Source organism: Dyella halodurans, assembly GCF_026283925.1.
GTDB classification, from domain to species: Bacteria; Pseudomonadota; Gammaproteobacteria; order Xanthomonadales; family Rhodanobacteraceae; genus Dyella; species Dyella halodurans.
This window is the reverse complement of the sequence record NZ_JAPDPF010000007.1, coordinates 146,832-160,215: the sequence shown is the minus strand read 5'-3', so window position 1 is coordinate 160,215 and position 13,384 is coordinate 146,832. Positions and strand designations below refer to the sequence as shown.

The window sequence follows — 13,384 nt, the reverse complement described above, 5'->3', positions numbered from 1 at the left end:
CTCGATCGCCTGCGGAACCCACGCCATGACTCTTACCCAATTGCGCTATCTGGTCGCCATTGCCGACGCCGGACTCAACATCACGCTCGCGGCCGAGCGGGTGCACGCCACCCAGCCGGGCTTGAGCAAGCTGCTGCGGCAGCTTGAGGACGAGCTGGGCTTCCAGCTGTTCCACCGCAAGGGTCGCAGCCTGCATGCGATCACCCACGCAGGCACCCAGGTGCTTGAGCGCGCGCGCACGATCCTGGCCGAAGCGGCCAATATCCGTTCCATCGCCGCCAATCTTCGCAACGAGGCGCACGGCACCTTGCGCATCGCCACCACGCATACCCAGGCGCGCTTTGCCCTGCCCGGCGCCGTGGCGGCGCTGAGCCGCAGCTATCCGCAGGTGAGCGTGCACCTGCAGCCGGTCAGCGACTCGGACGTCATTTCCCTGCTAGAAGGCGGCCTTGTCGACCTGGCCATTGTCAGCACCACGGCGGGCGCTCCCCCGCCGAGTGGCATCGCCCTGCCCGCTTATCGCTGGAATCGCATCGTGGTGGCACCGCACGATCACCCGCTGGCCCGGCGCAACCGACCACCCACGCTGGAACAACTGGCCGCGCTACCGCTGATCAGCTATGACTCGTCGCTCAAGCCGGATTCGTCGCTGACCCGGGCTTTCCACGCAGCCAACTTGCAACCACAGATTGCCATGACGGCCAGTGACGCCGACCTGATCAAGACATACGTGCGCGAAGGCCTGGGCATTGGCGTGCTGGCGGAGATGGCATTCCAGCCGGAACACGACACGGATCTGCGCCAGCTGAGCGCCGATCACCTGTTCGCGCCGTGCATCACCTGGATCGTGCTGCGCAAGGAGAGCGTGCTGCGCGAATACGCGCTCGATTTCATCGGCGTATTCGCACCACATCTGGAACGTCGCGCGGTCAGCAACGCCTTGGCCAACGCCGGCGTCGGCAGCGTGAACTGGCCGGGCGTACCGCATTGGCGTGAGCGACGCGTGCCGAGCAAGGTGGTGGAGCCGGTAGTCGAGGCGCATTGAACAGCCCCGGGGAATGGTCCATGCCGACCTTCCCCGGCGCCTGGCGCGGGTCAGCCCTCAGTTTCCCAGCAAGCCCCGCTGTTGCAGCAGCGACACGATATGGCGGGCCAGCACCAATGGCTCAGCGGCGTTGCCGTCCACACGAAGCTCGGGTTGTTCCGGTGCTTCGTAGGGGTCACTGATGCCGGTGAAGTGGGTGATGGTACCGGCACGTGCCTGCGCGTAGAGACCTTTCCGATCGCGCGCCTCGCACACTTCCAGCGACGTGGCGACATGGATTTCGATGAAGTCGCCATGCTCTTCCACCAGCGTGCGCGCCTGGGCGCGCGAGTCCGCGTAAGGTGCAATCGGCGCGCACACCGCGATGCCGCCATGACGCACGATCTCACTCGCGACGTAGCCGATGCGCGTCACGTTGGCGACGCGATCCTCGCGCGAAAAACCGAGCCCCTTCGACAGATGCTTGCGCACCTCGTCGCCGTCGAGCACGGTGACCGCGCGGCTGGTCCTTTCCAGCAGCTGTGCCACCACCGCCTGGGCAATGGTGGACTTGCCCGCGCCGGAGAGTCCGGTGAAGAACAGCGCAAAGCCACGCGTCGCTTCGGCGGGATGCCGTTCGCGCAGAATCTGCACCACCTCGGGGAAGCTGAACCATGAGGGGATCTCGCTGCCTTCCTGCAGATGCTGGCGTAGCTGGGTGCCGGAGATATCGCGCACTTCGTCGTCGGACTGCACTTCGGTGGACGGCAGGTAGGTATCGCGGTTCGCCACATACACCATGGCCGGGAACGGCACGATACGAATGCCCAGCTCGTCCTGGTGACGCTCCAGCAGATGCTGTGCGTCGAAGGGACCATAGAACGGCTTGCCGCTGGCGTCCTTGCCGGGGCCGGCGTGATCGCGCCCCACGATGAAATGGCTGGCGCCGTAGTTCTTGCGGATGATGGCGTGCCATAGCGCCTCGCGTGGGCCGCCCATGCGCATGGCCAAAGGCAGCAGCGAAAGCCGCGCGCTGTGCGCCGGATATTGCGGCAGCAAGGCCTGATAGCAGCGCACGCGGGTGAAATGATCGATATCGCCCGGCTTGGTGCGCCCCACCGAGGGCTGCAACAGCAGCTTCGCCCCCACCTGTTGGGCCGCGCGCAGGGTCAGTTCGCGATGGGCACGATGCATCGGGTTGCGCGTCTGGAATGCGACGATGCGGTACCAGCCGTTCGCCTCGAACCATTCGCGCAATCGGCGGGGCGTGTCGCGCAACTCCGCGAAGTCGTAATGCGCGGGCGCCTGGATGCCACGCACACAGCCACCGAGGTTCACCGGACGATAGCGTTCCAGCAACTCCGCCACGCCAGGATGCGTGCGGTCGGTGGTGCCGAAGACGCGCAAGGCCTCATGCTCGCGGTCGGGCCGATAAATGTCCTCCACGGTCAGCACGGCCAGCGGCACGCCCTGGCTGTCGCGCAGGGCCACCTCACTGCCCGGCGCGAGCCGCGCGGCGAAGTCCTCGCTGACGTCCAGTGTGATGGGTATCGGCCACAGCGTGCCGTCGGCCAGGCGCAGCTCGTCGACCACCCGATCGTAGTCAGCCTGGGTGAGAAACCCTTCCAGCGGCGAAAATGCACCATTCAAAAGCAATTCGAGATCGCACAGCTGGCGGGTGTCGAGGTCAACGCCCGGCAGTCCGGCGCTGCGGTGCTTCAGCAGCTCGGCCTCCACAGGCGACAGGTACAACTCCTTGAGTACGCCGCCGTGCGGGGAAATCAGTTGATGGTCTTCAAGGTGTCCGGGTGAGGAAACATTGGCTTGGGCAACAGCGCTCTGGCTCATGGTGTTTTCTTGTTTGATCGGGGTAGCGGCCAGCGCAGGACGCTGGAGTAAATCATGGGGTGTCGGCGGATCAGGTGAGGCCGTGCAGTCCGCACTCGCGCTTGAGGCCGAAGAAGCGCGTCGAGTCGAGATCCGCGCCGGGCTCCCATCGATGCGTGGTGTGCACATCGCCAATCGAGATGTAGCCCTGGTCCCACAGCGGGTGATAAGGCAGGTCGTGGCGGCGCAGGTACTGGCCCACATCGCGGTCGGTCCAGTCGGCGATGGGATGAAACTTCCAGCGGCCGTCGCGGCGCTCGGCGACATGAATGGCGGCGCGCGTTCGCGCCTGGCTGCGCCGAAGTCCGGCGAACCAGGTGCCTGCCTTCAGTTCGCTCAACGCCCTCTGCATGGGCTCCACCTTGCGCAGCTGGTTGTAGCGGTCGATCCCCGCAATACCCTGTTCCCACAGGCGACCTTCGCGCGCTTCCATCCACGCGGCGCTTTGCGGCGCGCTATAGATCCTGAGATTCAAGGACAGGCGATCGCGCAGTTCGTCGATAAAGCGATAGGTCTCGGGAAAAAGGTAACCCGTGTCGATGAGCACCACCGGCAACGCGGGTTGCTGCCGTGTCAGCAGATGCAGGGACACGGCCGCTTGCGCCCCGAAGCTCGATGAGAGCACGTGCGTGCCAGCGGAGTATTCGAGCGCCCAGGCCACACGCTCTTCCGCACTGAGCGTTTCGAGCCACTGGTTCAGGATTTCCAGTGCTGCCGGATCATGCTGTGCATCCTTGAGCAGCGCCTCGTTCATGCCACCAGCTCCACTGGGATCCGCCGTGACGCGGTATCGACGACACCTGTACGCAGCAGGAAGTCGCCAAAATGCTCACCCGGCGCGCGCCGCGCCGCATAACTCGCGAACAGCGGTGACAGCGCTTCGAGGATAGCCTGCTCGTCGACATTCTCGCGATAGGTCTGGTTGAGCCGCTGCCCACGAAAATCCGCACCCAGCCGCAAGTCATAGCGGCCCGGCCCACGCCCGACCAGGGCGATTTCACCGAGGTAAGGCCTCGAGCAGCCATTCGGGCAGCCGGACAGGCGCAGCAGGATCGGTGCATCGGCGAGGCCGTGGGTTTCCAGCAGGGCCTCAAGCTTGGGCAACAGGTCCGGCAGGTACCGCTCGGCCTCCGCCATCGCCAATCCGCAGGTCGGCAGCGCCACGCAGGCCACCGCATGACGGCGGATACCGCTCTGCCGATGGTAGCCATCCAGCCCATGCGCCTCGACGATGGCGTCGATGCGCGCGCGCTGCTCGGCGGCCACGTTGGCGATGATCACGTTCTGATTGCAGGTGAGCCGGAAATCGCCTTCGTGTACTTTCGCCAGTTCACGCAGGCCGGTGAGCCAACGGCGCTCGCCGACGTCGGCCAGCCGACCCGCCTCGATATGCAGCGTCAGATGCCAGCGGCCGTCGGAGCCTTCGATCCACCCGTAGCGATCGCCGTTATGGTCGAACTGATACGGGCGTTCGGGCAGCAGCGCAAAGCCAAGCCGCGCCTCCACCTCGGCCTTGAACGCGTCCAGGCCGCGATGATCGATGGTGTACTTCAGGCGGGCGTGCTTGCGCTCGCTGCGATTGCCCCAGTCGCGCTGGACGGCGACTACGGCTTCGGCCACTTCGAACAACTGCTCGGCCCTGACAAAGCCGATCACGCTGGCCAGCCGCGGATAGGTGCTGGGATCGCCGTGCGTCGCACCCATGCCACCGCCTACCGCCACGTTGAAGCCTTGCAGCTCGCCCGCTTCGATGATGGCGATGAGTCCCAGGTCCTGCGCGAACACATCGATATCGTTCAGCGGCGGAATCGCCAGACCGATCTTGAATTTGCGCGGGAGATAGGTCGCCCCGTACAGCGGTTCTTCCTGTTTCGGTTCATCCACCAGCGGCTCACCGTCGAGCCAGATCTCATGATAGGCCCGCGTGCGCGGCGCCAACTCGTCGGAAAGCCGCGCAGCCCAGGCATGAGCGAGCGCATGCGCCGAAGATTCGACCGGGTTCGGCGTGCTCACCACGTTGCGCACGACATCGCCGCAGGCGGCGATGGTGCTGGCCAAGGAGGCGTGGATGGCCGCAATCGTCGGCTTCAGGTTGTGCTTGATGATGCCGTGCCACTGGAAGGTCTGGCGCGTGGTGATGCGCAGGGTGCCGTTGGCGTAGTCGCGCGCCAACTGGTCATAGACCAGCCATTGCGCAGGCGTCACCACGCCGGATGGCAGGCGCGCGCGCAGCATGAAGGAATACGCGGGCTCGAGCTTCTGGCGACGACGCTCGTCGCGCAGGTCGCGATCATCCTGCAGGTAGCTGCCGTGGAACTTCAGCAATTTGTTGTCGTCGTCGCTGATGGCATTGGTGATCGGATCACGCAGGCCTTCCGCAATGCCACCGCGCAGGAAGCGGCTGGCGGCCTTGATGCGTTCGAGGTCCGAAGGTGGCGTCGTCATCTCAGTACACGTCCCGGGCATAACGGCCCTGTTGCAAAAGCTCGCCCAGCCACTCCTTGGCCTGTTCCGGCGTTTGGCCACCATGGGCGATCGCCACGTCGATCAGGGCCGCGTGCACATCCTTCGCCATGTGGTTCGCGTCGCCGCAGACATACAAGTGCGCACCTTCCTGCAGCCACGCATACAACTCGCGACCCTGCTCACGCAGTCGTTGTTGCACGTAAATCTTGGACGCTCCATCGCGGGAGAACGCCAGGTCGAGGCGGTTTAGCGAGCCATCGCGCAGGGCCGCCTGCCATTCCAGCTGGTAGAGGAATTCGCTGGTGAAATGGCGATTGCCGAAGAACAACCAGTTGCGCCCGCGTGCGCCGGTCTCGCGGCGCTCCTGCACGAACGCCCGGAACGGCGCCACGCCGGTACCCGGACCGATCATGATCACGTCGCGCGCATCGTCCTTCGGCAGGCGAAAGCGTTCGTTCGCTTCGATATAGATGGGCAGGCGGCGTTCGTCGTTGGCCGCAGAGATGAAGGACGAAGCCGCGCCCCAGTGCCGCTCGCCATGTGCGATGTAGTCCACCGTGGCGACCGTGAGATGAACCTCGTCACCGACGACTTTCTGGCTCGAGGCAATCGAGTACAGCCGAGGCGTCAACGGGCGCAGTGCGGCGACCAGCTCTTCCGCCGACCAGGCCGCCGGATGGCGCCGCCACAGGTCGATCGGCTGATGGTCGCTGAGCAGGGTCGCCAGGGCGCGCGACTGATCCGGCCGCAACAGCTGGGCCAGGCCTTCATCGCCGCTGGCGTCGGCCAGGGCCGCGATGAGGGGTCGACTGAGCCGCGTCAATTCGCGCTCGCTGGTCAGCCATTGGCGCAACGGCAGGCTGCGCCCGTCGTGGTTCGCCAGCTGTTCGCCATCCAGCTGCAGCAGCGACAGCCATTGCTGCACCAGGCCGGGTGGATTCTGCGGCCACACGCCCACGGCGTCGCCGGGCTGATAGCTGAGGCCGGATCCTTCCAGTGACAATTCCACGTGCCGCACATCGCGCGCGGCGTCACGCGCGACGATCGTCTGGTTATCCAGTACGGATGCTGCAAACGGGCGTTCACGCGAGTGCGTGGCCCGGCTGGGCACGGGTTGCAGTGTCGCCACGCGCGCCGCCGGCGGCTGCGCGCCCACCAGCTTCTTCGCCTGCTCGAGCGCCTGTTCGGCCCAAGGCCCGGCGACTGCCTCGATATCCACATCGGCCTCGCCGAATGGCGCAAAGCGCGCGGCGCCAAGCTCGGCCAGACGCTCGTCGAGCTGGCGGCCGATGGCGCAGAATTGCGGATAACTGGAATCGCCCAGGCCCAGCACGGCGTAGCGCAGGCCCGCCAGCTTGGGCGCGCGCTTGCCCAGCACGAATTCGACCAGGCCACGCGCATCATCCGGCGGCTCGGCGTCGCCCTGGGTGCTGATCACGACGACGAGATGCTTCTCCTTCGCCAGCTCGCGCTGGGAATAAGCATCGGCCCGCACCAGCCGTACGGACAGTCCTGCCGCCGCGGCCCGTTCGCTGAGCTGGGTGGCGATGCGCTTGGCCTGCCCGGTCTGACTGCCATAGACGATGGTCAGCGCATCATGGGCCGCCTTTGCCGGCGCTGCCTGGATGCCGACAAGGCCTCGTTGCAGCTGATCGGCCCGGGCGGCGCTCCAGGCGGCGACCCAGTAGAGCTCGGCCGGACCGAGGCCTTCGGCCAGCCGCTCCAGCGCCGACAGCCTTTCGCTGTCCATGGATGCCGGACGGATTTCTGTCGCAACGACCGCGTTCACATCGACTTCCTTTGGACGTCCATACTTCTGGCCACCCAAAGTAGTCATCACTACACGTCATGTGAAAGGACGTGTTGGCATATCCATATGTCCACGCGCTTATTTCCAATAAGGAGCGGGACTCCCCTACACTGGCGCCATCGACCCTTTCCCATAGCCCATGCCTACGGATTTTCTTACGTACGCCGTCATCGGCGCGCTCGCCCAGCTCGTCGACGGTGCACTAGGCATGGCCTACGGCGTCACCTCGGCGGCCTTGCTGCTGGCGCTGGGCGTACCGCCGGCACTGGCCAGCGCCAGCGTGCACTATGCGGAAACCTTCACCTGCGGCGCCTCCGGCATCAGCCATCTGATGGCCGGCAACGTGCTGCGGCGGCTGTTCTGGGCCCTGGTGGTCCCCGGGGCGATCGGCGCCACCCTCGGCGTGTACGTGGTGAGCCATGTGCCGCCCGCCTGGATGAAACTGGTGCTTACCCCTTACCTGATCGGCATGGGCCTGTTCCTGCTGTTTCGCCCGGTCCGGGGCCATCGCCTGCATGACGAAACACCCCGCATCACCCGCCCGCTGGGCCTGCTCGCCGGTTTTGCCGACGCGGTCGCTGGCGGCGGCTGGAGCGCGCTTAGCGTCCCTACCCTGGTGGCTCGCGGGGTCAGGCCGCGCATGGTGATCGGCACCGTGCACCTGGCCAAATGCGTGGTCAGCGCCGTGGCCAGCATCAGCTTCTTCATGCAGGTCGGCCTGCCCCATGGCAGCTCGGTGCTGGGCCTGATCGCTGGCGGCGTGCTAGCCGCGCCCGTGAGCGCCTTGCTGGCGCGCAAGATGCCCCCTCGTGCGGCCACCGTGCTGGCCGCGCTCGCCGTGCTGGCGATCGGCCTCAACAACGTGGCGCGAATCTTCCTGGGTCACTGATCGCGGTCAACCGAGCCCGTCTCGCTATTCGCTTAGAATAAGCGAATGAGCACATCCCGCCCCCTCCCCATCGAAGTCCGCGGCAGCGCCAAGCAGCCGCTGGGCATGAGCCCCGCACAATTCCTGCGCGACTATTGGCAGAAGCGCCCCCTGCTGATCCGCCAGGCCTTTGCCGATTTCGAGTCGCCCATCGAACCTGACGACCTGGCCGGCCTCGCCTGTGAGGAGTCGGCCCTGTCACGCCTGATCGTGCATGATGAAAAGCGCGATCGCTGGCAGGTCAAGACCGGCCCGCTCAGCGAGGCCGATTTCGCCAAGACGCCGGAACGCAACTGGACCCTGCTGGTGCAGGACGTGGACAAGTGGGATGCCGACGTCGCGGCCCTGCTGACGAGCTTCAGCTTCCTGCCCAGCTGGCGCATGGACGACATCATGATTTCGTACGCCGAGCCCGGCGGCGGCGTGGGCCCGCACGTGGATCAGTACGACGTCTTCCTGCTGCAGGCCATTGGCCAGCGCCATTGGGCGATCAGCACCGACCCGGATGCACCGAAGGATTTCCGCCCTGACGTGGAGCTCAAGCAGCTGCAGCACTTCGACCCCGACCACGAATGGCTGCTGGACCCGGGTGACATGCTTTACCTGCCGCCCGGTGCACCGCATGACGGCATTGCCTTCGGCGGCCCCTGCATGACCATCTCGGTCGGCATGCGCGCGCCCTCGCAGGCCGAACTCACCGGCGACCTTGCCGATTACCTGGCCGAGCGCCTGCCCGACGAACTGCGTTACAGCGACGCCGACCTCAGCCCCGCCAAGGCCGTCGGCGAGATCGATCGCGCCGCTGTCGCCCGCCTGAAGAAGTCCCTGCCGTTTGCGGCGGCGCTGGACGAACTCACCCTGATCGACTGGTTTGGACGCTTCATCACGCGCTATCGCAATGCCCAGGTGCCGGTGCCACCCGAGAAGCCGGTGACCGAGGCCGCCCTGCTCAAGCAGCTGGATGGCGGTGCGCAGCTGCTGCGCCATCCCTGGGCCCGCATGGCCTGGGCACGTGGCAAGCGTGATGCCACGCTGTTCGTCAACGGCCATGCGTATCCGGCATCGATCGAACTGGCCGAACGCCTGTGCCGCGAGCGCGAGTTGAGTCCTGGCAAGAAGATCCCAGCCGCCGAGCGCACCCTGCTGCTGGCGCTGGTCAATGATGGCCACCTGGTCGCCCGCAAAACGCGCCGCCGATGAAGCTGCAGGACTTCCACGTCGAAAGCGCCGACTGGGCTCGCGCCAGCGAATGCCAGGCCTTGTGCGACCTTCGTCGGGAAGTCTTCTTGGTGGAACACCGCCTGCCCGAGGCACTCGAACGGGACGAGCTGGATACCGTCTCCGTTCATTTGCTTGCACGTGACGGCCAGGGTGAGGCCATCGGCTGCGCCCGCCTCACCCCGCAAGGGAAGATCGGCCGGGTCGCCGTGCGTCAGCCGTGGCGCAACCAGGGCGTTGGTGCCGCGCTGCTACGCGAGCTGGTCACCCGGGCCAGAACCCAGGGCCAGACCCAGGTCACCCTGGATGCCCAGATCGCAGCCATCGCCTTCTACCAGCGCGAAGGATTCGTGGCTGTTGGCGACAGGTTCGAGGATGCCGGGCTCATCCACCAGACCATGCGCCTCGAGCTCGAGCGGGCGGAACCCAGCCATCCGGTGGCCTCGGCCGATGCACTGCCCGCCAACAGCCGCAGCGATATCGCTGCCAGCCGCCAGCGCCTGCTGAGCGAGGCAGGCTGTCGCCTGTCCATCTATCAACCCAGTCTGACCGATGACGTCTATGCCAGCGCGCAGGAACTGGCCGAATTGCGCCGCATCGCCACCTCGGGCCGCGGCGCCCAGATTCGTATCCTGCTGCACGACCCGGCAGCCGCGTTGCGCGATAGCCACCGCCTGATCGCCCTCGCCCAGCGCCTGCCCAGCGTGTTGCTGGTGCGGACGCCGCTCGAGGAGCTCGATCTGGCCTACAGCTCGTCTTACCTGCTCACCGACCAGGGTGGCTACCTGTTCCAGCCCGACGCTCAGCGTGCTGCCGGCCGCGCCGCCCTGGCTGACCGCGCGGCGCAGGCGCCGCTGCTGCAGCACTTCAATGAAGTGTGGGAGCGTTCGGCACGGGCCAGCGCGCTGCAGCCGCTCGATCTCTAGCCGCTGGCTGAACGACACTACGGCTTTGGCGCAGGTGTCTAGGCGTCACGAAAATGCCATGAGTCGGTGAAAAACAGCGCTCTACGACGATGGTCGATACCCCGGGGCTCGAAATATGGCGCATCAACCCCACTTTGGATGGACGCTTCGGCTTGCCGCGTCGCAGCAGCACGAGGCTATAATTAACAGGATTTTTCCCAGCCATCCGTCCCCCCCGGTCGGAACGGCTGAAAGCCTTCCTTCCTCACCGGTGGTGACGTGAGCACTAATCTGATCCGCGAGTTCCTCGAATCCTCCCAACTCGCCGGCGGCAACGCCGAATATATCGAACAGCTCTATGAATCCTGGTTGGCAGACCCGTCCTCGGTCTCCGCCGACTGGAGCAAATATTTCGAATCCTTCAAAGGCCGCGAGTCCGGGGACGTTCCCCACTCTGCGGCCATTGCGCGTATAGAGGCCGCGCAAAAGCAGCGCCGCAGCGCGGTTGCCACGGTTGCCGGCCCGATGGACGACGCCCACGCCCGCAAGCAGGCTGGCGTGCTGCGCATCCTCACCGCCTATCGCTCGCGCGGCCACCTGGCTGCCAATCTTGACCCGCTCGGCCTGGCTGAAAAGCTGCCGGCGCCGGATCTGGAGCTGTCGTTCCACGGACTGAGCGACGCCGACCTGGACACCGCGTTCGACTGCGGCAACTTTGCCGGCGGTGGCCAGCGCATGAAGTTGCGCGACCTGATCGCGCGACTGAAGCAGGTGTACACCAACACGCTCGGCGCCGAGTTCATGTACATCAGCAATCATGAGCAGCGTAACTGGATCTACACCCGTCTCGAGCAGGCCAATGGCAGCGCCGGTCTGGACAAGGCGGGCAAGCAGCGCGTGCTGGCCGGGCTGACCGCCGCCGAAGGCCTGGAGCGCTACCTGCACACCAAGTACGTCGGCCAGAAGCGCTTCTCGCTGGAAGGCGGCGACAGCCTGATCCCGATGGTGGACGACGTGGTCCGCGCCGCCGGCGACAACGGCATCAAGGAAGTCGTGATCGGCATGGCCCATCGTGGCCGCCTGAACATGCTGGTGAACATCCTCGGCAAGCCGCCGCGCACGCTGTTCAACGAGTTCGAAGGCAAGTTCGACCATCCGGATGATCCGGCGCACTCGGGTGACGTGAAGTACCACCTGGGCTTCTCCGCCGACGTCAAGACGCCGAACGGCGGCACCCACGTGGCGCTGGCGTTCAACCCGTCGCATCTGGAAATCGTCAATCCGGTGGTCGCCGGTTCCGTGCACGCGCGCCAGACGCGCCGCCGCGATACCGAGCACAAGCAGTCGCTGGCCGTGCTGGTGCATGGCGACGCGGCGCTGGCCGGCCAGGGCGTGAACATGGAATTGTTCAACATGTCGCAGGCCCGCGGCTTCAAGATCGGCGGCAGCCTGCACATCGTGGTGAACAACCAGGTCGGCTTCACCACCTCCAATCCGCAGGACGCCCGTTCCACCCTGTACTGCACCGACCTGGCCAAGATGGTCAACGCGCCGGTGTTCCACGTGAACGGCGACGACCCGGAGGCCGTGATCCAGGCCACCCGCATGGCCTACGACTTCCGCAAGCAGTTCCGCAAGGACGTCGTGCTTGACCTGGTGTGCTACCGCCGCCATGGCCATAACGAAGCCGACGAACCGGCCGCCACCCAGCCGGTGATGTACCAGATCATCCGCAAGCGCCCCACCGCCCGCGATCTGTATGCGCAGCGGCTGGTGAAGGATGGCTTGCTGGCTGACGGCGACGCGCAGAAGATGTTCGACGACTATCGTGCCCGCCTCGAAGCCGGCGAGCCGATGACCGAGCTGACCACGGCCCTGGTCAAGGACATCGAGGTCGACTGGGACGTCTTCATCGGCGGCAAGCTGTCCACCCCGGCCAACACCGGCGTGGACAAGCAGCGCCTGGTCGAGCTGGCCAATCAGCTGCTGAAGTACCCGAAGGACCTGACCCTGCAGGCACGCGTCGCCAAGATCTACGACGACCGCGCCAAGATGGCCAGCGGCGAGTTGGCCGGTGACTGGGGTTTCGCCGAAAACCTGGCCTACGCCACGCTGATCGACGAGAACTACAACCTGCGCCTGGTCGGCCAGGACTGCGGTCGCGGCACGTTCTTCCATCGTCATGCGGTGCTGCACGACCAGAACACCGGCTATACCTATATGCCGCTGGCGAACGTGCGCGACGGCGCTGACGTCGAGATCATCGACTCGCTGCTCAGCGAAGAAGCGGTGATGGCGTTCGAGTACGGCCAGTCCACCACCGATCCGTACACGCTCAATATCTGGGAAGGCCAGTTCGGCGACTTCGCCAATGGCGCCCAGGTGGTGATCGACCAGTTCATCAGCTCCGGCGAAGCGAAGTGGAACCGCCTGTGCGGTCTCGCGCTGTTCCTGCCGCACGGCTATGAAGGCGCCGGCCCCGAGCACTCCTCGGCGCGCATCGAGCGCTTCCTGCAGCTGTGCGCGCTCGACAATATGCAGGTCTGCGTGCCGACCACGCCGGCCCAGGCCTTCCACATGATCCGCCGCCAGATGGTGCGCCCGACGCGCAAGCCGCTGATCGTGATGACGCCGAAGTCGTTGCTGCGCCACAAGCTGGCCGTGTCCACCCTGGACGAGCTCGCCACCGGCGGCTTCCAGCTGGTGATCCCGGAGCATCGCGAGCTGCCGGCCAAGAAGGTCAAGCGCGTGGTGCTGTGCTCGGGCAAGGTCTATTACGACCTGCTGGAGGACGCGGAGAAGCGCGGCCTCACCGACGTGGCCATCGTGCGCGTGGAACAGCTGTACCCGTTCCCGCGTCCGGAAGTCACCGCCGAGCTGGAAAAATACGCGGCCGCCAAGGAAGTCATCTGGTGTCAGGAAGAGCCGATGAACCAGGGCGCGTGGTTCCAGATCCGCCACCACCTGCAGGCCTGTGTCAGCAGCAAGCAAAGCCTGTCCTACGCGGGACGCGCGCGCTCGCCGGCGCCGGCCGCTGGCCACCTCAATACCCATGTCGCCGAACAGGCAGCACTCGTCGAGCAGGCGCTGGTCGCACCGATCGGCACCGATCACGCGGCAGAATAAGAGACCCCCAAGGATTCCAT

At 65.8% G+C, this 13,384-nt stretch carries 9 protein-coding genes; 5 read left to right on the top strand and 4 right to left on the bottom strand.

All coding sequences use genetic code 11. The features are described 5' to 3' along the window. Positions 1-25: 25 nt before the first annotated feature. Positions 26-1,045, top strand: a complete 1,020-nt coding sequence (locus OUZ49_RS14975) for a LysR substrate-binding domain-containing protein (protein WP_266151293.1) — start codon at positions 26-28, stop codon at positions 1,043-1,045. Positions 1,046-1,102: 57 nt separating this feature from the next. On the opposite strand, the gene OUZ49_RS14970 is transcribed toward OUZ49_RS14975, so the two are convergent. From OUZ49_RS14970 to OUZ49_RS14955, 4 genes are all read right to left on the bottom strand, one after another. Continuing rightward, positions 1,103-2,872 (bottom strand): bifunctional sulfate adenylyltransferase/adenylylsulfate kinase, encoded by a 1,770-nt coding sequence (locus tag OUZ49_RS14970; RefSeq protein ID WP_266151292.1) that lies wholly within the window; start codon positions 2,870-2,872, stop codon positions 1,103-1,105. 70 nt (positions 2,873-2,942) lie between these two features. After that, a complete protein-coding gene (locus OUZ49_RS14965) occupies positions 2,943-3,665 on the bottom strand; it encodes a phosphoadenylyl-sulfate reductase (RefSeq protein ID WP_266151291.1) in 723 nt (240 codons plus the stop codon). Continuing rightward, a complete protein-coding gene (cysI, locus tag OUZ49_RS14960) occupies positions 3,662-5,356 on the bottom strand; it encodes an assimilatory sulfite reductase (NADPH) hemoprotein subunit (protein WP_266151290.1) in 1,695 nt (564 codons plus the stop codon). Before cysI ends, OUZ49_RS14965 begins: the two co-directional genes overlap by 4 nt. 1 nt (position 5,357) lies before the next feature. Beyond that, complete coding sequence (locus tag OUZ49_RS14955; RefSeq protein WP_266151434.1) at positions 5,358-7,127, bottom strand: assimilatory sulfite reductase (NADPH) flavoprotein subunit; 1,770 nt, start codon at positions 7,125-7,127, stop codon at positions 5,358-5,360. A 199-nt stretch (positions 7,128-7,326) separates the two neighbouring features. Here OUZ49_RS14955 and OUZ49_RS14950 point away from each other — a divergent pair, with 199 nt between their 5' ends. From OUZ49_RS14950 to OUZ49_RS14935, 4 genes are all read left to right on the top strand, one after another. Further along, complete coding sequence (locus OUZ49_RS14950) at positions 7,327-8,076, top strand: sulfite exporter TauE/SafE family protein (protein ID WP_266151289.1); 750 nt, start codon at positions 7,327-7,329, stop codon at positions 8,074-8,076. 45 nt (positions 8,077-8,121) lie between these two features. Beyond that, on the top strand, positions 8,122-9,315 hold the full coding sequence (locus OUZ49_RS14945) for a cupin domain-containing protein (RefSeq protein WP_266151288.1): 1,194 nt from the start codon (positions 8,122-8,124) through the stop codon (positions 9,313-9,315). Further along, positions 9,312-10,259, top strand: coding sequence for a GNAT family N-acetyltransferase (locus OUZ49_RS14940; protein WP_266151287.1), 948 nt, complete (start codon positions 9,312-9,314; stop codon positions 10,257-10,259). The genes OUZ49_RS14945 and OUZ49_RS14940 overlap by 4 nt, the downstream gene beginning before the upstream one ends. A 258-nt stretch (positions 10,260-10,517) precedes the next feature. Continuing rightward, positions 10,518-13,364, top strand: coding sequence for a 2-oxoglutarate dehydrogenase E1 component (locus OUZ49_RS14935; RefSeq protein WP_266151286.1), 2,847 nt, complete (start codon positions 10,518-10,520; stop codon positions 13,362-13,364). The last annotated feature ends 20 nt before the right edge of the window (positions 13,365-13,384 follow it).

Excerpts from the sequence above, each read along its gene's own strand:
- OUZ49_RS14940 (WP_266151287.1), top strand. The coding sequence starts at position 9,312 with ATGAAGCTGCAGGACTTCCACGTCGAAAGCGCCGACTGGGCTCGCGCC.
- OUZ49_RS14970 (WP_266151292.1), bottom strand. The coding sequence starts at position 2,872 with ATGAGCCAGAGCGCTGTTGCCCAAGCCAATGTTTCCTCACCCGGACAC.
- cysI (WP_266151290.1), bottom strand. The coding sequence starts at position 5,356 with ATGACGACGCCACCTTCGGACCTCGAACGCATCAAGGCCGCCAGCCGC.
- OUZ49_RS14950 (WP_266151289.1), top strand. The coding sequence starts at position 7,327 with ATGCCTACGGATTTTCTTACGTACGCCGTCATCGGCGCGCTCGCCCAG.
- OUZ49_RS14965 (WP_266151291.1), bottom strand. The coding sequence starts at position 3,665 with ATGAACGAGGCGCTGCTCAAGGATGCACAGCATGATCCGGCAGCACTG.
- OUZ49_RS14945 (WP_266151288.1), top strand. The coding sequence starts at position 8,122 with ATGAGCACATCCCGCCCCCTCCCCATCGAAGTCCGCGGCAGCGCCAAG.
- OUZ49_RS14955 (WP_266151434.1), bottom strand. The coding sequence starts at position 7,127 with ATGGACAGCGAAAGGCTGTCGGCGCTGGAGCGGCTGGCCGAAGGCCTC.
- OUZ49_RS14975 (WP_266151293.1), top strand. The coding sequence starts at position 26 with ATGACTCTTACCCAATTGCGCTATCTGGTCGCCATTGCCGACGCCGGA.